We start from the raw sequence: 18477 nt of genomic DNA on the forward strand, positions 1-18477 counted from the left end.
CCGGTGAGCTGGCGGGGAAGAAGACCTCGCCGAGGGTGCCCGCCAGGTAGGCGTACACCCCGAAGTCGAACCACTCCATGGTGTTGCCCAGGGCCGCCGCCGAGACCGCGCGGCGCACTTCGGGCTTGTCGGTGACCGTCACGTCTCGGCGGCGGCCCTGGGCAACACCATGGAGTGGTTCGACTTCGGGGTGTACGCCTACCTGGCGGGCACCCTCGGCGAGGTCTTCTTCCCCGCCAGCTCACCGGGGACCCAGGTGGTCTCCACCTTCGCCACCTTCGCCGCGGCCTTCCTCGTCCGGCCGCTCGGCGGACTGGTCTTCGGCCCGCTCGGCGACCGTATCGGCCGTAAACGGGTGCTCGCCGCCACCATGATCATGATGGCGATCAGCACGTTCGCCGTCGGCTTCCTGCCCGGCTACGACACCATCGGCTTCGCCGCGCCGCTCCTGCTGCTGGTCTGCCGTCTCGTCCAGGGCTTCTCCACCGGCGGCGAGTACGCGGGCGCCACCACCTACATCGCCGAGTACGCGCCGGACCGACGGCGCGGATTCCTCGGCAGCTGGCTCGACTTCGGCACCTTCGTCGGCTACTCGCTCGGCTCCGGCATCGTCACCCTGCTCACGGCCCTCCTCGGCCAGGACGGCATGGTGGACTGGGGCTGGCGCCTGCCGTTCCTGGTGGCGGGACCGCTGGGACTGATCGGCCTCTACATGCGGCTGCGTCTCGAGGAGACCCCCGCCTTCCAGAAGGAGACCGAACAGGCCGAGCTGCGCGCGCGGCAGGGCGGCGCCGAGCAGGACCCGGTGGAGGAGGCCAGGCAGTCAGGCAAGGGGCGGCTGAAGGAGATCTTCACCCGGCACTGGCAGGCCGTGCTGATCTGCATGGGGCTGGTGCTGCTCTACAACGTCACCAACTACATGGTGACGTCCTACCTGCCCACCTACATGACCGAGACCATCGGCCAGGACGCCCTCACCGCGCAACTGCTGGTGCTCGGGACGATGGTCGTGGTCGTCCTCACCATCACCACCGTGGGCCGCTCCTCCGACCGGTGGGGCAGGCGCCCCGTCTTCATGGCGGGCAGCGTCGCGCTGGTCGTGCTCTCCATCCCGGCGTTCCTGCTGATCCGCACCGGCGGCATCGTGCCGTCGGCCGTCGGCTGTCTGATCCTCGGCCTGCTGCTGGTGTCCTTCGCCGGTACGTCGGCCTCGACCCTGCCCGCGCTCTTCCCCACCCGGCTGCGCTACGGGGCCCTGTCGATCTCCTTCAACATCTCCGTATCGATCTTCGGCGGTACGACACCGCTGTTCGCCTCCGGCCTGGTGGAGCTGACCGGCGACGACATGGTGCCCGCGTACTACCTGATGGTCGCGGGCGTCGTCGGTTTCATCGCGACGCTCTTCCTGCGCGAGACGGCAGGCCAACCGCTGCGCGGCTCGGGGCCGATGGTGGAGGACGAGGAACAGGCGCGCAGGCTGGTCGCGCACAGCCGTACGGAGGCCGGGCGCCGGGCCCGGGACGTCTGGCTGCGGCTGCGCCACCCCCGGTCCGCGCACCACCACGACCCGGACGGCCCGGACCGGGGCTGACCGGGTCGTGGTCGTGCGCGGACCGGGCCGCCGGGTTCGTGGCGGCCTTCCGGGGCACGCGGAACGGCTCAGTCCAGGCCGCCCCTGCCGACGACCTCCGCGTACCAGCGCGCGCTGTCCTTCACCGTGCGGCGCTGCGTCGCGAAGTCGACGTGCACGATGCCGAACCGCTTGCTGTAGCCGTACGCCCACTCGAAGTTGTCCAGCAGCGACCACAGGAAGTAGCCGCGCACCGGCGCGCCGTCGCCGATCGCCCGGTGGACGGCCGTCAGATGCCCGCGCAGATACTCCACCCGCTCCGGGTCGTGGACCGCGCCGGACGGATCGGCGTAGTCGTCGTAGGCGGCGCCGTTCTCCGTGACCATCAGCGGGGTGCCGGGCAGTTCGTCGCGCAGCCGCGTCAGCAGCTCGTACAGCCCGTCCGCGTCGACCGGCCAGTCCATCGCCGTACGCGGCCCCGGCGCCGGCACGAACCGTACCCGGCCCGCCGCGCCCGGCCACGGCGACGCCTCCTCCTCCGGGGATCCGCCCGGCACGGCCGCCGCGACGACCGTGGGCGAGTAGTAGTTGATCCCCAGCGAGTCGATGGGCGCGGAGACCGTCTCCAGATCGCCGTCCCGCACGAACGACCAGTCCGTCAGCGAGGCCGTGTCCTCGACCAGATCCGCCGGCAGCCGCCCGTGGAACACCGGATCGAGGAAGATCCGGTTGCCCACCGCGTCGATCCTGCGCACCGCGTCCAGGTCCGCCGCCGAGTCCGTGAGCGGGCGCAGCGAGTGCAGATTGAGCGTCAGCGAGATCTCGCTCTTCGCCGGCAGCGTCTCGCGCAGCGCCCGGGTGGCCAGGCCGTGCGCCAGGTTGAAGTGGTGCGCGGCGCGCAGCGCGGCGGCCGGGTCCGTACGGCCGGGCGCGTGCACCCCCGACGCGTACCCGAGGAACGCCGCGCACCAGGGCTCGTTGAGCGTGGTCCACGTCGACACCCGGTCGCCCAGCGCCTCGGCCGTGATCCGCGCGTACTCCGCGAAGCGCTGCGCGGTCTCGCGCTGCGGCCAGCCGCCAGCGTCCTCCAGCTCCTGGGGCAGGTCCCAGTGGTAGAGCGTGGCGACCGGCCGGATGTCCGCCGCCAGCAGCCCGTCCACCAGCCGCCGGTAGAAGTCCAGCCCGCGCTGGACGGCCGGTCCGCGCCCCGTCGGCTGGACGCGCGGCCAGGCCACCGAGAAGCGGTAGTCCGTCACGCCCAGCTCCTTGAGCAGCGCGATGTCCTCGTCCAGCCGGTGGTAGTGGTCGGCGGCGATGTCGCCGGTGTCGCCGTTGCGCACCCGGCCGGGTGCGCGGCTGAAGGTGTCCCAGATGGACGGGGTACGGCCGTCCTCGGTGGCGGCGCCCTCGATCTGGTACGCGGCGGTGGCGGTCCCCCAGCGGAATCCGTGCGGGAAGCGCAGCTCCGTGGCGAGCGGGGAACGTGCGTCGACAGCGGTCATGAGGAAGAGACTCCCGTGGAGAAGAGGCGGAACGAGTGGGGGGAGAGGGGCGGGAAGAGGGGAGCGGAACGCGATGCGGTGGATCCGGACCGGGCGCGCGGCGACGCCCGGGGCCGGGTACGGGTACGGGGCTCAGCCCTTCACGGCGCCCTGCATGATGCCTCCGACGATCTGCCTCCCGAGCAGCCCGAACACCAGCAGGACGGGCAGGGTGCCGAGCAGTGTGCCCGCCATGATCACGGACTGGTCGTGCACATAGCCGCCGCCGAGCTGGCGCAGCGCCACCTGCACGGTCGGGTTCTGCGAGGAGAGCGCGATGATCGGCCAGAAGAAGTCGTTCCACGCGGCCATGAAGGTGAGCATGCCCAGCACGGCCATCCCCGGCCGGGCGATGGGCACCACGATCGACCAGAAGATCCGCGCGTAGGACGCGCCGTCCACCCGCGCCGCCTCGATCAGCTCGTCGGGCAGCGACTGCACCAGGTACTGCCGCATGAAGAACACCCCGAAGGCGGAGACCAGGCCCGGCAGGATGACGGACTGGAGCTGGTTGACCCACTGCAACTCGGCGATCAGCATGAACAGCGGGATGACCCCGAGCTGCGGCGGGATCATCATCGTGCCGATCGTGAGGGCCAGCAGCATGCCCCGGCCCCGGAAGCGCAGCTTGGCGAAGGCGAACCCGGCCAGGGTGGAGCACAGCACCGTACCCACCGTGATGGAGCCCGACACGATCAGCGAGTTCAGCAACGCCTTGCCGATGTCGGCCTGTTCGAGCACCGCCTCGAAGTTGCCGATCAGGTTCGGACCGGGCAGCAGACTCGGCGGCACCTTCGCCAGATCGGCGTTGGAGCGGCTGGCCGCCACGATCGTCCAGTAGAACGGGAACGCGGAGAACAGCAGCGCCACGGCCAGGATCAGATACGAGAGCCTCCCGCCGTGCAGGGTGCGCCCGGCCCGGACCCCACGGCCCGGCGGCTTCGTCCGGCCGGCGGCGGCCGGTTCCGCGACCGGCTCGGTGGGCGGGTTCGGCGGTGCGGTGAGCGCGGTCATCGGCCGGCCTCCTTACGGGAACGGCGCCGCGCGAGCAGGGCGTTGACCCCGACCAGCAGCACGATCACAACGAACATCACCCAGGCGATCGCGGCGGCCCTGCCCAGGTGGAAGAAGCCCCAGCCCTGCTCGTACATGTAGAGGCCGAGCGTCTGGTACTGGTGCGAGATCCCGCCCGAGATGGAGCCCTCGAACAGCAGCGGCTCGCCGAAGAGCTGGGTGGCGCCGATGGTCGAGACGACGACGGTGAACACGATCGTCGGCCGCAGCCCCGGCAGGGTGACATGGACGAACTGCCGCCAGCGCGAGGCGCCGTCGACCTCGGCGGCCTCGTACAGCTCGCTCGGAATGGACTGCATGCCGGCCAGATAGATCAGCGCGTTGTACCCCGTCCAGCGCCAGATCACGATGGACGAGACGGCGATCTGCGAGGCGACCGTGCCCGTCTGCCAGTCCACCGGGCTGATGCCCACCAGCCCCAGCACGTAGTTGATCAGCCCGAAGTCGCGGCCGAACAGCTGGGCGAAGACCAGGGTGGCGGCGGCCACGGAGGTGGCGTACGGCAGCAGCATCGCCGTACGGATGAACGTCCGGCCGCGCAGCTTGTAGTTGAGCAGATGCGCCAGCCCCAGCGCCATCGCCAGCTGCGGGACGGTCGACAGCACCCCGATGGTGAAGGTGTTGCGCAGCGCGGTCCAGAAGAACTCGTCGCCGAAGATCGAGGCGTAGTTGCCGAAGCCGCGCCACTGCAGATCGCCGGGTGTCTGCAACTCGACCCGGTAGAGGGAGACATACGCGGTGTAGAGCAGCGGGAAGAGCCCGAAGGCCGCGAACAGGGTGAAGAACGGGGCGAGATAGGCGTACGGCGAGAAGGTGCGCCAGGCGCGGCGCGCGGCGGACGCCCGGCCCCCGGCGCGTCCGGGCGGCGGCACGGGCGGGGCCTTCGCGGCGCCCGCCTCCGCGGTGCCAGTGAGAGTCATGGAACGGCCTTCGGGAGCGGCGGAGAGGAACGGGGGAGGAGCGGGTGCGCGGCGAGCGGCCGGGGGGCCGGTCCCGTCCGGGACCGGCCCCCCGGGCCGATCAGCCGATGACGTTGTCGACGCCCTTCTTCGCGTTCGACCACGCCTTGTCGGACGAGATGCCCTTGCGCTCCACCTCGCTCAGCGCGTTGGTGATCTGCTGGGCGACGTTCTGGTCGTGCACGCCCAGGACCTGTACGGGGGCCTCCTTGGCCGCGTCGCCGAAGATCTGCCCGGTCGGCGCGTCGGAGAAGTACGGGTCCTCGGCGTCCGCGACCTCCTCGATGGCGCCCGTGGAGGACGGGAAGATGCCCTGGTCACGGAAGAGCTTGGCCTGCTGCTCGGGGGCGGTGAGCCACTCGATCAGCGCGTACGCCTCCTTCTTGTGCTGGGCGGCGCGCGGTACGGAGAGGTACGAGCCGCCCCAGTTCCCGGCGCCGCCGGGCAGCTTGGCGATGTCCCACTTGCCGGAACCGCCCTTGCCCGCCTGGCCCTTGATGTAGCTCAGCATCCAGGCCGGGCACGGCATGGTGGCGAACGAGCCCGCCGCGAACGCCTGGTTCCACTGCGGCGACCACTGGTCGAGCTTGGCGCTCAGCCCGGCGTCCGCCGCCGCGACGGAGGCGTTCCAGGCTTCCTTGACGGCCGGGTTGTTCTCGTAGATCAGCTTGCCGGAGCCGTCGTAGTACCGCTCCTTCTCCTGGCCGATCATGATCGAGTAGAGGCTGCCGACGCTGTCGAGCCAGGCGCTCTTCGCGGGCGCCTTCTTCTTGTACTCCTTGCCGAGCGCGAGGTAGCCGTCCCAGGTGGACCACTTCTCCGCCAGCTCGGCGCGGTCGGTCGGCAGACCGGCGGCCTTGAACAGATCCGTCCGGTAGCACATCGCCTCGGGCCCGACATCGGTGCCGAGGCCCAGCACCCGGCCGTCCTGCGTCACCGCCGCCGACCACTTGGCCTCGGCGAACTTGTCCTTGAGCTTGTCGGCGCCGTACTGCTTCAGGTCCTCGAACTTGTCGGACTGCTGCTGGGTCACCGAAGCGATCCGGCCCACCTCGACGCCCTGCACGTCGGCCAGTCCGCCACCGCCCGCCAGCCGGGTCTGGAGCGACTTCCAGTAGTCGGCCTCGTCCTCGGTGTCGCTCTGCTTGACCGTGATCTCCGGGTGGAGCTTCTGGTACTCGTCGTAGAGCCCGGCCTCCTTGTAGCCGAACGATCCGAAGAGGTCGACGGTCAGCGTGACCTTGCCGCCCGCGCTGTCGGAGGTTCCTCCCGAGGAACCTGATCCACACGCGGCGAGCAGTGCCCCGCAGAGCACGACCGCACCCAGGCGGACCGCGGTCCTGCCGGCGGCTCGGGCGATGGGCATGAGAAGCCTCCTTTGGCTTCGAAGTGCAGACGAGAGCCGATTGAGAGCGCTCTCAAAACCTGGGGTGGAGCGTGCCCCGGCCCGCCGCGCTTCGTCAAGACTCGAACGCGTAACGGCCGGGTCTCGGCGGGAACTCCCGTTTGTGTCGGGCGTATTGACACTTCTGTTTCAGGAGTTTTACGTTTCTTTGCATCTGAGAGCGCTCTCGGGCGTTCTTTCCCCCCATGCTCTTGAGGTGTCGTCCATGTCCGTCCCCCGAGCCAGACCAGCCTCCGCGCTGGCCCTGGTCGCCGCCCTCGCCGCCGCCGGCCTGGGTCCCGCCGCCGCTCCCGCCGCGGCGGCCGAGATCCCCGCAGGCGCGGGCAGCTACTCCGACACCCGGCCCGCCGGTACATCGGGCCCCACCAACAACACCGGAACGCCGGTCACCCCCAAGGTGACCGAGGCCGCCCGGGACAAGCCGGTGCCCACCAACGACTGGTGGTCCTCGCTGGCCTTCCAGCGGTACGGCGACAACCCGTACTCGACCCCGATGTACGGCCACCCGCTCACCTACCAGGCGACCGCGGGCGGCCTGGAGGTCGGCTATCCGACCACGCCCTCGATCGTCGGCGACGGCCGCCAGTACGAATACCCCCACAAGGCCGACCTCACCGTGGGCCTCACCGGGCTCAACTCGCCCGACACCAAGGCCGACGACTGGTCGGACTGGACCGTCACCCCCTACTGGGCGGACGGCACCCGCACCCTGCGGACCACCATCGGCCACGGGCTGCCCTTCGTCTACGCCAAGGGCTCGGGCGGCGACGCCCGGATCACCACCGCCGCCGCGCCCGAGGTCTTCGCCGACGACGGCAATGTCCTCGGCATCACGGTCGCGGGCCACCACTACGCCCTGTTCGCGCCCACCGGCAGCGACTGGTCGGTCTCCGGGACCGCCGTGACGGCCGGGCTCGGCGCCCACGACTACTTCTCGCTCGCCGTGCTGCCGTCCACCGACGCGCTCGCGACGTACCGGAAGTACGCGTTCAGCTTCGTCACCGGCTCCGAGGCGAGCTGGAGCGCCGAGGGCGGCAAGGTCGAGGCCACCTACCGGCTCACCACCGAGCCGCAGGAGGGCACCGAGACCGGTACGCTCCAGGCCCTCTACCGCCACCAGTGGCTGCACACCACCGACCCGCTCACCTCGTACACCTACGTCTCACCGCGCTCCACGATGAAGGTGCGCGAGGGCGCGTCCTTCACCACCGAGCAGGCGTCCTCCGGGGTGCTGCCCGCGCTGCCGGAGTCGAGCGGCGTGGACACGGCGCGGCTCAAGGGCTATCTGGACGAGGTGGCGGGCGCGGCCGATCCGTTCTCCGGCGCGACCGACACGTACTGGACCGGCAAGGCGCTGGGCAAGCTGGCCCAACTGGTGCCGGTGGCCGACCAGATCGGCGAGAGCGCCACGCGCGACAAGCTCCTCGGGCTGATCAAGGACCGGCTGGAGGAGTGGTTCACGGCGGGCGGCGCCTCCGAGTTCTCGTACGACAAGGACTGGAAGACCCTCACCGGCTACCCGGCCTCGTACGGCAGCGACACCGAGCTGAACGACCATCACTTCCACTACGGCTACTACGTGTACGCGGCGGCGATCGTCGCCCAGTACGACCAGGCGTGGGCGGCCGACTCCGCGTGGGGCACCATGGTCAAGACGCTGGTGCGCGACACCGCCAACCCCAGCCGTGACGATGCGGAATTCCCCTTCCTGCGCGGCTTCGACCTCTACGCCGGGCACAGCTGGGCCTCGGGCCACCAGGGCTTCGCCGCGGGCAACAACCAGGAGTCCTCGTCGGAGTCGATCAACCTGAGCGCCGCACTGGTGCTGTGGGGCTCGGCGACGGGTGACGACAGCCTGCGCGACCTGGGCGGCTTCCTGCTCGCCACCGAGTCCGAGGCCATCGCGCAGTACTGGTTCGACGCCGACCAGGAGGTCTTCCCGGCCTCCTTCGGCCACGAGACCGTCGGCATGGTGTGGGGCAGCGGCGGCGCGTACTCCACCTGGTGGACCGCCAACCCCGAGGAGATCCACGGCATCAACGTCCTTCCCGTGACCGGGGGTTCACTCCACCTCGGCCGGGAGAAGGAGGCCATCAAGCGCAACCTCGCCGAGATGGAACGGGAGAACGGCGGCCCCGCCGTCGAATGGCGCGACATCCTCTGGGAGTTCGAGTCGTTCGCCGACCCGGCCGCGGCGAAGGCCAAGTGGGACGCGGGACACGCCGATTACACGCCCGAGGACGGTGAGTCCAAGGCCCACACCTACCACTGGCTCACCACCCTGGACACGCTGGGCGCCCCCGACGCGACCGTGACCGGCTCCATCCCGACCTCCGCCGTCTTCAGCAAGGGCGGTACGCGCACCTACGCGGCGCACAACTTCGACTCGGTGGCGCGCACCGTCACCTTCTCGGACGGTACGACACTCGACGTCCCGGCCAGGTCCACGGCGACGCGGTAACCCGCGCCACCCCACCCGGCACCGCGCGGCACCGTACGGCGGGTCCCCGCCCGAGCCCCCCGGCTCAGGCGGAGGCCCGCCGTACCAGCGTCGTCGGCGTGATCACCGAGGCCGGGCCAGGACCGTCCCCCGCGCGCTCCCGGTCCAGCCCGCGCAGCAGCAGCCGCGCCATCAGCCGGCCCTGCCCCTCGATGTCCTGCTGCACGGTGGTGAGCGGCGGGTCGGTGGTCGCGGCCACCGCGTCCACATCGTCGAAGCCGACCAGCGCCACCTCCTGCGGCACCCCGCGACCGCGCTCCTTGAGGACCCGCAGCGCGCCCGAGGCCATCAGGTCGTTGCCCGCGAAGACCGCGTCCAGATCCGGACACCGCTCCAGCAGCTCCGCCATGGCGAGCGCGCCGCTCTCGGCGGTGAACGCGCCCTCGGCGATCAGCGCCGGATCCCCGTCGGGCAGCACATCGCGGTAACCGTCGAGCCGGTCGATGGCCGAGGTCTGGTCCAGCGGGCCCGCGATGTGCGCGATCCGCCGCCTGCCCAGATCGCTCAGATACCGCACCGCCGCGCGGGCGCCACCCCGGTTGTCCGCGTCGACGTACGACACGGTCTGCCGGTCCGCCGTCGGACGGCTCGGCCGGCCCCCGTAGACCGTGGGCATCCCGGCCCGCTGGATGATGGCCGGAATCGGATCGTCGGTGTGCAGCGAGAAGGCGAGCGCGCCGTCGACATGGCCGCCCGCCAGATAGCGCGCGATCCGGTCGTGGTCACCCGGGCCCTCCAGCAGGAGCAGCACCAACTGGGTGTCGTGCGCCGTCAGTTCCTTGCTGATCCCGCGGATCTGCTGGGAGAAGAACGGGTCCGAGAAGATCCGGATCTCCGGCTCGGCGATGATCACCGCGACCGCGCCGGTACGCCGTGTGACCAGCGAGCGGGCCGCGTGGTTCGGTACGTAGCCCAGCTCCTCCACCGCCTTGCGCACCTTGTCGGCCAGCGGCGCGCGCACCCCCGCGCCGCCGCGGACGACCCGGGAGGCCGTGGCCCGGGAGACCCCGGCGCGCGTGGCGACGGCTTCCAGCGTGGGACGGGACCCGGGGGACGGCTCGGACAAGACGTGCGCTCCTCGTGGGCTCTGAGGCGGTGGCGGCGCCGTGGCCGCGAGACCACCGGATCCGGCTGGATCTCGATGGTGCGGATACGGCGGGACAAAGCCGGACGGCTACAGCGTAACCGCTCGTCCCGTGCTGCTGGGAGCGCTCTCAAGGGGCTCGCGCCACCGGTGGCGGCGGGTGCGCCGCGCGAGGCGTCCCCGTCCGGCTCCTGTCCGGCTCCAGCCCGGCCCTGTCCGTTCCGTACCGTTCCGTGCCCGACCGGAGCCCGCGGCGGCCCCCGCCGGTCCGCTACCGCCCTCTTTTGAAGGGGAGTTGACCGGGGTAGCTTCCGCCCCATGGAGATCCGTGCGCGGGGAGCCCGCTGGTCGTGCAGAGCACTGGTCCTGATGGCGTCCGCCGCCCTGTGCGGGGTGCTTCTCGCCCCGGCGGGAGCACAGGCCGCGGCCCCGGCCCCGCCCCCGACCCCGGCCGAGACCCGGGTGAAGGCGAGCGAGCCCGTCTACTCGTACGAGAACGCCGTCCGTGAGTCCGTCTGGGTGGACACCGGCCTCGACGGGGACGGCGACGGCAGGACCGACCGCGTCGCCGTCGACATCATCCGCCCCGGTGAACCCGCCCGCGCGGGCCGGAAGATACCGGTCATCATGGACGCGAGCCCCTACTACTCCTGCTGCGGCCGGGGCAACGAGAGCCAGAAGAAGACCTACGACGCGGGCGGCGGCCCCCTCGGCTTCCCGCTCCACTACGACAACTACTTCGTCCCGCGCGGCTACGCCTTCGTCGCCGTCGACCTGACCGGGACCAACCGCTCCGACGGCTGCGCCGACGTCGGCGGACGCTCCGACGTCCAGTCCGCGAAAGCCGTCGTCGACTGGCTGGGCGGCCGCGCCGTGGGCTACGCGAGCCGGACCGGCGGCGCCCGGGTCACGGCCGACTGGACCACCGGCGCCACCGGCATGATCGGCAAGAGCTACGACGGCACGATCGCCAACGGCGTCGCCGCCACCGGGGTCGAGGGACTCAAGACCATCGTGCCGATCGGGTCGATCAGCTCCTGGTACGACTACTACTTCGCCCAGGGCGCCCCCCTCTACGGCTCGGGACCCGACTGGCTCTCCCATTACGTGGAGAGCCCCGACGCCCGCACCCGCTGCCAGGCCGTCCAGCGCGGCCTGGTCGAGGGAGCGCCGCGCACCGGCGACTGGACGCCGCTGTGGACCGAGCGCGACTACGTACGCGACGCGCACAAGGTCAGGGCCAGCGTCTTCGCCGTCCACGGCATGCAGGACCTCAACGTCCGGACGAAACACCTCGGCCAGTGGTGGGACGCGCTCGCCGACGCGGGCGTCGAGCGCAAGATCTGGCTCTCCCAGACCGGCCACGTCGACCCGTTCGACTTCCGGCGCGCCACCTGGGTCGAGACCCTGCACCGCTGGTTCGACCACTATCTGCTCGGCCACGACAACGGCGTCGAGCGCGAACCCATGGCCGACATCGAGCGCGCCCCCGACCAGTGGTCCACCGACCGCGTCTGGCCGCCGGGCGCCACCGCCGCCACCACCCTGCGCCCCGGCAGCGGCACGGTCCCGGGCGTCGGCACACTCGGCCGCGCCCAGGCGGCGCCCGGCACCACCGAGACGTTCACGGACGACCGCCGCCAGAACGAGGAGGACTGGGCCGCCGCCGTCGACCGCTCCACCCCGGCGAAGAACGGCTTCCTCACCCCACCGCTGAGCAAGGACCTGCGGCTGTCCGGCTCCGCGCGGGTCACCGTCACCGCCACCCCCTCCACCACCACGGCGCATCTGAGCGCCGTCCTCGTCGACCTCGGACCCGACACCATCCGGGACTACGGCGCGTCCGGCGAAGGCATCACCACCCTGACCACACGCACCTGCTGGGGGCCGAGCACCGCCGCCGACAGCTCCTGCTACCTGGAGACCGCGGCCCGCACCGCCGCCGTCGACCACACCGTCTTCAGCCGGGGCTGGGCCGACCTCGGTACGTACGCCGACCCGGCCAAGGGCCGCCCCCTCACGCCCGGTACGCCCTACACGCTCACCATCGACCTCGCCGCGAGCGACCACGTCGTCCCGGCCGGTCACCGGCTCGCCCTGATCATCGGGGGCACGGACAGCGGCCTCATCGACCCGCCGTCCACCACCCCCACCCTCACCCTCGATCTGGCCCGTACGGCGGCGAAGCTGCCCCTGGTCGGCGGCGCCGCCGCGTTCCGCCGCGCCGTCGGCGGCGCCGCGCCGCCGCACACCGCACCGAGCGCGTCCCGTCCCAGCGGCGTGGCCCCGCCGCGTCCGGCCCCACCGATCCCGGGAGACCGCAGCTGATGACGTTCCGCCCCGCACCGCGCGTGCGCGCCCTCGCCCTCGCGGTCACCGCCGCCGCGCTCATCGCGCCGGTCGTCACCGTGCCCGCCCAGGCCGCCGCCGCCCCCGCGCCGCCGCGCACCGGCTTCGAGACCGACGGCGGCGCGCGGTGGACCAGCCAGCCGAGGGGACAGGAATTCCTCGCCGAGGTGGCCCGGGGCGGCGCCGCCTCGCTCACCACGATCGGCGCCACCAAGCAGGGCCGCCCGCTCCAGCTCGTGGACCTGGGGCGTGTTCCGAGTTCTCGGGAGAACTCGGAACACGCCCTCGGCGCCCGGCACGCGCCCGTCACCGTACTGCTCGTGTGCAGCCAGCACGGCAACGAACCCTCCGGCCGCGAGGCATGCCTGTCCACCGTCCGCGATCTGGCCTACGCCAAGGACAGCGCCACCAAGCGCTTCCTGGCCCGGACGAACGTCCTCGTCCTGCCCACCGCCAACCCGGACGGCCGCGCCGCCGACACCCGCGGCAACTCCGACGGCATCGACATCAACCGCGACCACATCGAGCTGACGACGGCCGAGGCCCGCGCCATGGCCGCCGTCATCCGCGACCGGCGCCCCGACATCATCTACGACCTCCACGAGTACGGCGCCACCCCGCTCTACTACGACAAGGACCTCTTCGACCTCTGGCCGCGCAACCTCAACACCGACACCCACGTCCACGACGAGTCGCGGACGCTGTCCGAGCGGTACGTACGCCCCGCCGCGCAGGCCGGCGGCCACTCCACCGGCACCTACGGGATCTGGACCGACCCGGTCACCGGCGAGCCGCTGCGGCAGACCGCGGGCGACGGCCAGGAGCGCATCCTGCGCAACGTCTCCGGCGTCAAGCACGCGCTCGGGCTGCTCATCGAGAGCCGCGTCAACCCGGTGACCGAGGCGGAGAAGGCCGATCCGGCCGTCAACAACAGGCGCCGGGTCACCAGCCAACTCGACGCGCTGAAGGGCCTGTTCACCTTCGCCGACCAGCGCACCGGCCGGATCGCCGCCGCGACCGCGCACGCCGGGCTGGCCGGGCTGAAGGACAGCGGACCGATCTACCTCGGCGGCGCGGACAACGAACCCGCCACCCCCGACCGCGTCATCGGCGACCCGCCGTGCGGCTACCGGCTCGACGCCGCCCAGTACGCGAAGGTCAAGGACCGGCTCGCCCTGCACGGCGTCCTGTCGCTGCCCGCGGGCAAGGGCGCGTACGTGCCGCTGCGCCAGTCGCGGCGCGCGCTGGCGGCGCTGCTGCTCGACGAGCGGGCGGAATACCACCTGACGGCGGGAGCGCCGGTGGCCTGCTGACCCGGGCCGACCCGCCCTATGTCCTGTCCTGGCGCACCTCGCCGGGGCCGGATCGAACGGTCGCGAGCCGGGCGGCCTCCCGCGCGCATCCCCAGGCGACGGTGACGCCCGCGCCGCCGTGGCCGTAGTTGTGCACCAGTCGGCCGCCGCCCGGCAGCGGGGCCGCCTCCAGCCGTACCTCGGGGCGCGTCGGCCGCAGCCCCACCCGGTGCTCCAGCACCCGTGCCCCCGCCAGCTCGGGCCGGACCCTGGTGCAGCGGGCGACGATCGCGTCGGCCTCGGCGGTGTCGGGGCCCAGATCCCAGGAGTGCTCGGTCGTGGTGCCACCGAGCAGCACGCCGTACGGCTGCGGCATCACGTACGCGGTCTCGGCGGAGCCCGGCGGCGTGCCCACGAACCACTCGTCGATCCCCGGGTTCTCCACGACCACCACCTGTCCGCGCACCGGCCGCACCGACGCGTCCGACGCCAGCTCGCGGGCGCCCAGCCCCGAACAGTCCATCACCACGGGCGCCTCGGCGGCCGGTTCGGCGAACCCCGTGACCGTACGCCGCTCGACGGTCCCGCCCGCCGCGCGCAGCCGCGTCTTGAGGTACCGCAGATGCACGGGCATGTCGATCAACGGCACGGTCGCCCGCAGTCCTTGGCCGAATCCCTCCGGCAGCTCGTCGGCGCGCGCCTCGCGCAGCCCGCGCACCTTGGTGGCCCAGCCGCCCAGCCCGCCGAGCGGGGTGTCCGCCATCAGCCCGGGGACCAGCCGCACCCCGGTCAGGTCCGGATCGAGCGCGAGATCCTCGTAGTGGCGCAGCGACTCCTCCAGCCAGCCCCCGACCCGGTGGGCCGGTTCGATGCGATACGGCCAGAACAGCGCGCCCGCCACCGCAGAGGTGGTCCGCCCGACCGGATCCCGGGTCCACAGCGCGACCCGTCGGCCGCTCTCCGCCAGGACCAGCGCCGTGGTCAGTCCGATCACTCCGCCGCCGACCACGATCACATCGCTCTTACCGCCGCTCATGCCCGGACGGTAGCGGAAACCCGATGCCAGGCACATTCGGCGACCGGTACCCGGAATCGATCATGGCGCCGTACCGCTCACCGCGGGCCCCCGCCCGGCGTGTTCGCCCCCGCTCCCGTCCGCCGTCACGGAGATGAGGGACTCGGCCCGTGCGGACCGGCCCGGTGTGATCATGGCCGCATGTCGCACACTTCCGGAACATCCCACCCGACCGGCCTCTCCCGACGCGGAGTTGTCGCCGCGCTCGGAGCCGCCGCCGCTCTCCCGCTCCTGACATCACGTCAACAGGCCGCCGCGCTCACGCCCGTGACCCCCGCGTCCGCAGCCGCGTCCGCAGTCGCGCCCGCCGCCACCGTGACGGCCGCCGCCGCGCCCGCCGGTTGCGCCACCGGCATCACGCTCGCCGCGCGCGACGCCGCCGCCTTCGCCTCGCTCGGCCTCGGCACGCTGAGCGCCGTACCGCTGCCCGGCACGCCCGCCCGGGTCTCCGTACGCGACGGCGACACCGAGGTGGCCGTACTCACCACCGGGGCCCGCACGGTGCGGCTGACCGGCCCGGAGCGCACGTTCGTGGAGAACAAGAAGCCGGTCACCGACCTCTTCGCCCGGGAGAGACCCGCGGACTGGGGCACGTCCCCCGAGGGCGGCTCCTGGTCCACCGTGAACGGCGCCGACACCGATTACTCCGTGCGGCCCGGCGTCGGCGTCATCGTGCTGAGCAGCGCCAACCTCAGCCGGCACGCCACACTCAGGGACGACGCGATCGGCGACGCGGACATCCGCGCCGACGGCTCCTTCGACCGGGCCCCGACCGGCGCGGCGCTCTCCTTCGCGCTGTCCTTCGGCTACCAGGACACCAAGAACCACTACCGGGCGCGCCTCGTCCTCACCCCCACGGGCACGGCCGAGCTGCGGGTCGAACGCGAACAGGCCGACACCGTCACCCCGCTGGCCCCGGCCGCGGCACTGCCGGGCCCGTCGGGCGACAGCCCCTGGGCGATCCGGGTGCGCCGCACCGGCGACCGCATCGAGGCACGCGCCTGGCAGACCGCCCGGCCCGAACCCGCCGACTGGGCGGTCGACGTGCGGGACACGGCGTTCCCCCGGGGCCGGGTGGGCGTCCGGGCCGTCGCGTCCACCGGGGCCACGGGCCTGCCCGTACGCCTGGGCGTCACGCGCTTCTCCGTCACCGGGGCGAGCTGGACCGCTCCGCCCTCCGTCACCCACCGCGACTGGATACGCGTCCTGCCGGAGCCCTTCGACGGCACCTGGACCGAAGCCGTCGAACGGACCGTGCGCGGCTGGGCGGGATCCACGGCGCCCGACGTCCTCGCGTACGCCTTCATGTTCGTCCAGGGCGCACCGCCGGTACGGGCCCCCGCACTCGGCGGGGCGCGGGTGCTCGGCGAGGTGGGGTACGGACCGATGACGGCGGCCGGCACGCGCCGCGAGGGCGCCGACTTCCACGAGTGCGTGGGGCTGCCGTGGACCTTCCCGGTCGGCGGCACCAGCCCGGCCGGCGCCGACATCTGGCGCGACCACCTGGACTGCTCCGGCTACGTCCGCATGGTGTACGGCCACCACGCGGGCGTCCCGATGGCCGCGGGCGACGACCCGACCCGCGGCGCCCTGCCGCGCCGCTCGCACGACCAGTCCCGGCACGCCCCGGGCGTCACCGTCGCCGAATCGGCCGCGGCGCCCCCGGCCGCACCGCGGCTCCACGTCGGCGACCTGCTGTTCTTCGACGCCGACGAGTCCGACGCGGGCGAGATCGACCATGTCGGCATCCACCTCGGCACCGACCACGAAGGACGGCGCCGGTTCCTCTCCAGCCGCAAGACCCCCAACGGTCCCACCGCGGCCGATCTCGGCGGTCCTTCCGTCCTCGACGGCGACGGCCTCTACGCGCGGGCGCTGCGCAAGGTGCACCGCCTCTGAGCCCGTGCCGCGGCCGTTAGAATCGGCGGTCTGATGACTGCCACGCTCGTAGCCAAGGATCTCGCCGCAGGACACGGCGACCGTTCACTGTTCGCCGGGCTCGACCTGGTCGTCGCGCCCGGCGACGTGATCGGACTCGTGGGTGCCAACGGCGCCGGGAAGTCCACCCTGCTCCGGCTGCTGGCCGGGCTCGACACGCCCGAGGACGGGGAGCTGAGGCTCTCGCCGCCCGCCGCCGCCGTCGGCCATCTGCCCCAGGAGCCCGAGCGGCGCGCGGGGGAGACCGTACGGGACTTCCTCGGCCGCCGTACCGGTGTCACCGCCGCGCAGAGCGCGCTGGACGAGGCCACCCGGGCGCTGGTCGACGGCGCGCCCGGCGCGGACGACGCCTATGCCGTCGGGCTGGAGCGCTGGCTCGCCCTGGGCGGCGCCGATCTGGACGAACGGGCCGAGGAGACCGCCGCATCGCTCGGGCTGACCGTCGGTCTCGACCAGCCCATGACGACGCTCTCCGGCGGCCAGGCGGCCCGCGCGAGTCTCGCCTCGCTGCTCCTGTCCCGCTACGACGTCTTCCTGCTGGACGAGCCCACCAACGATCTCGACCTGGACGGTCTGGAGCGGCTGGAGAAGTTCGTGACCGGGCTGCGCGCGGGGACGGTCGTCGTCAGCCACGACCGCGAGTTCCTGGTGCGCACCGTCACCAAGGTCCTCGAACTCGACCTGGCCCAGCAGCGGATCACCCTCTACGGCGGCGGCTACGAGGCGTATCTGGAGGAGCGCGAGACCGCGCGGCGCCACGCCCGCGAGGAGTTCGAGGAGTACGCGGACAAGAAGTCCGCGCTGGAGTCGCGGGCGCACACCCAGCGTTCCTGGATGGAGAAGGGCGTCAAGAACGCCCGGCGCAAGGCGACCGACAACGACAAGATCGGCCGGAACCTCCGTACGGAGTCCACCGAGAAGCAGGCCGCGAAGGCGCGCCAGACACAGCGCATGATCGAACGCCTCGATGTCGTCGAGGAGCCGCGCAAGGAGTGGGAGCTGCGGATGGAGATCGCCGCCGCCGACCGCTCGGGCGCGGTCGTGGCGACCCTGAACGGCGCCGAGGCGGTGCGGGGCGGCTTCCGCTTCGGCCCCGTCACGCTGCAGATCGACCGGACCGACCGCGTCGCCATCACCGGCCCCAACGGCGCGGGCAAGTCGACGCTGCTGGCCGCCCTGCTCGGCCGCCTCCCGCTGCACGCGGGGCACGCGACGCTCGGCTCCGGAGTGGTCGTCGGGGAGGTCGACCAGGCACGCGCGCTCTTCCACGGCCCCGAGACCCTGCTCGACGCCTTCCGCCCGGCCGTCCCCGACACCGAACCGGCCGAGATCCGTACGCTCCTCGCCAAGTTCGGTCTGAAGTCGCACCATCTGACCCGCCCCGCGACGACCCTCTCGCCGGGCGAACGGACCCGCGCGGCGCTGGCGCTGCTCCAGGGGCGGGGCGTCAACCTCCTGGTCCTGGACGAGCCGACGAACCACCTCGACCTGCCGGCCATCGAGCAGCTGGAGTCGGCTCTGGACTCCTACGACGGCACGCTGTTGCTGGTGACCCACGACCGCCGGATGCTGAACGCGGTCCGTACGACGCGCCGCCTCGTGGTGGCGGACGGCCGGGTCACCGAGGAGTAGGACGTACGGGGAGCAGGAGGCACGGGGGCGGGACCCCGTACGGGGTCCCGCCCCCGTG

The 18477-nt window shown here is 72.4% G+C and carries 12 protein-coding genes; 6 read left to right on the plus strand and 6 right to left on the minus strand.

Features of this window, described 5'->3' with window-relative positions; translation table 11 throughout:
* Window positions 1-157: 157 nt before the first annotated feature.
* Complete coding sequence (locus DVH02_RS21405) at window positions 158-1591, plus strand: MFS transporter (RefSeq protein ID WP_267899072.1); 1434 nt, start codon at window positions 158-160, stop codon at window positions 1589-1591.
* A gap of 68 nt (window positions 1592-1659) precedes the next feature.
* Here DVH02_RS21405 and DVH02_RS21410 read toward each other — a convergent pair whose 3' ends face one another.
* The 4 genes from DVH02_RS21410 to DVH02_RS21425 all read right to left on the minus strand — a co-directional run bounded on the left by DVH02_RS21410 (window position 1660) and on the right by DVH02_RS21425 (window position 6510).
* The gene (locus DVH02_RS21410) at window positions 1660-3072 is read right to left on the minus strand and encodes a GH1 family beta-glucosidase (RefSeq protein ID WP_114625444.1); all 1413 of its coding nucleotides are present in this window, start codon (window positions 3070-3072) and stop codon (window positions 1660-1662) included.
* 132 nt (window positions 3073-3204) lie between these two features.
* On the minus strand, window positions 3205-4125 hold the full coding sequence (locus tag DVH02_RS21415) for a carbohydrate ABC transporter permease (protein ID WP_114625445.1): 921 nt from the start codon (window positions 4123-4125) through the stop codon (window positions 3205-3207).
* Window positions 4122-5105: a carbohydrate ABC transporter permease gene (locus tag DVH02_RS21420; RefSeq protein ID WP_114625446.1), complete on the minus strand. Its 984-nt coding sequence runs from the start codon at window positions 5103-5105 to the stop codon at window positions 4122-4124. The genes DVH02_RS21415 and DVH02_RS21420 overlap by 4 nt, the downstream gene beginning before the upstream one ends.
* 100 nt (window positions 5106-5205) lie before the next feature.
* Window positions 5206-6510 (minus strand): ABC transporter substrate-binding protein, encoded by a 1305-nt coding sequence (locus tag DVH02_RS21425; RefSeq protein WP_114625447.1) that lies wholly within the window; start codon window positions 6508-6510, stop codon window positions 5206-5208.
* 244 nt (window positions 6511-6754) lie between these two features.
* Here DVH02_RS21425 and DVH02_RS21430 point away from each other — a divergent pair, with 244 nt between their 5' ends.
* Entirely contained in the window at window positions 6755-9010 is a 2256-nt protein-coding gene (locus DVH02_RS21430) for a glycosyl hydrolase (RefSeq protein WP_114625448.1), read from the plus strand.
* Between the two features lie 64 nt (window positions 9011-9074).
* On the opposite strand, the gene DVH02_RS21435 is transcribed toward DVH02_RS21430, so the two are convergent.
* Entirely contained in the window at window positions 9075-10115 is a 1041-nt protein-coding gene (locus DVH02_RS21435; protein WP_114625449.1) for a LacI family DNA-binding transcriptional regulator, read from the minus strand.
* A 336-nt stretch (window positions 10116-10451) separates the two neighbouring features.
* Here DVH02_RS21435 and DVH02_RS21440 point away from each other — a divergent pair, with 336 nt between their 5' ends.
* A complete protein-coding gene (locus DVH02_RS21440; RefSeq protein WP_114625450.1) occupies window positions 10452-12461 on the plus strand; it encodes a Xaa-Pro dipeptidyl-peptidase in 2010 nt (669 codons plus the stop codon).
* Complete coding sequence (locus tag DVH02_RS21445; protein ID WP_114625451.1) at window positions 12461-13795, plus strand: M14 family metallopeptidase; 1335 nt, start codon at window positions 12461-12463, stop codon at window positions 13793-13795. The genes DVH02_RS21440 and DVH02_RS21445 overlap by 1 nt, the downstream gene beginning before the upstream one ends.
* Before the next feature lie 16 nt (window positions 13796-13811).
* Here the strand turns inward: DVH02_RS21445 and DVH02_RS21450 are convergent, their stop codons facing one another.
* Window positions 13812-14810 (minus strand): FAD-dependent oxidoreductase, encoded by a 999-nt coding sequence (locus DVH02_RS21450; RefSeq protein ID WP_114625452.1) that lies wholly within the window; start codon window positions 14808-14810, stop codon window positions 13812-13814.
* 180 nt (window positions 14811-14990) lie between these two features.
* Here DVH02_RS21450 and DVH02_RS21455 point away from each other — a divergent pair, with 180 nt between their 5' ends.
* Together DVH02_RS21455 and DVH02_RS21460 are read left to right on the plus strand one after the other, a co-directional pair.
* Entirely contained in the window at window positions 14991-16748 is a 1758-nt protein-coding gene (locus tag DVH02_RS21455) for an NlpC/P60 family protein (protein ID WP_114625453.1), read from the plus strand.
* 33 nt (window positions 16749-16781) lie between these two features.
* The gene (locus tag DVH02_RS21460; protein WP_114625454.1) at window positions 16782-18419 is read left to right on the plus strand and encodes an ABC-F family ATP-binding cassette domain-containing protein; all 1638 of its coding nucleotides are present in this window, start codon (window positions 16782-16784) and stop codon (window positions 18417-18419) included.
* The last annotated feature ends 58 nt before the right edge of the window (window positions 18420-18477 follow it).

It is taken from the genome of Streptomyces corynorhini, assembly GCF_003346515.1.
Classification (GTDB): Bacteria; Actinomycetota; Actinomycetes; order Streptomycetales; family Streptomycetaceae; genus Streptomyces; species Streptomyces corynorhini.

Excerpts from the sequence above, each read along its gene's own strand:
- DVH02_RS21410 (WP_114625444.1), bottom strand. The coding sequence starts at position 3,072 with ATGACCGCTGTCGACGCACGTTCCCCGCTCGCCACGGAGCTGCGCTTC.
- DVH02_RS21415 (WP_114625445.1), bottom strand. The coding sequence starts at position 4,125 with ATGACCGCGCTCACCGCACCGCCGAACCCGCCCACCGAGCCGGTCGCG.
- DVH02_RS21420 (WP_114625446.1), bottom strand. The coding sequence starts at position 5,105 with ATGACTCTCACTGGCACCGCGGAGGCGGGCGCCGCGAAGGCCCCGCCC.
- DVH02_RS21425 (WP_114625447.1), bottom strand. The coding sequence starts at position 6,510 with ATGCCCATCGCCCGAGCCGCCGGCAGGACCGCGGTCCGCCTGGGTGCG.
- DVH02_RS21430 (WP_114625448.1), top strand. The coding sequence starts at position 6,755 with ATGTCCGTCCCCCGAGCCAGACCAGCCTCCGCGCTGGCCCTGGTCGCC.
- DVH02_RS21440 (WP_114625450.1), top strand. The coding sequence starts at position 10,452 with ATGGAGATCCGTGCGCGGGGAGCCCGCTGGTCGTGCAGAGCACTGGTC.
- DVH02_RS21445 (WP_114625451.1), top strand. The coding sequence starts at position 12,461 with ATGACGTTCCGCCCCGCACCGCGCGTGCGCGCCCTCGCCCTCGCGGTC.
- DVH02_RS21450 (WP_114625452.1), bottom strand. The coding sequence starts at position 14,810 with ATGAGCGGCGGTAAGAGCGATGTGATCGTGGTCGGCGGCGGAGTGATC.
- DVH02_RS21455 (WP_114625453.1), top strand. The coding sequence starts at position 14,991 with ATGTCGCACACTTCCGGAACATCCCACCCGACCGGCCTCTCCCGACGC.
- DVH02_RS21460 (WP_114625454.1), top strand. The coding sequence starts at position 16,782 with ATGACTGCCACGCTCGTAGCCAAGGATCTCGCCGCAGGACACGGCGAC.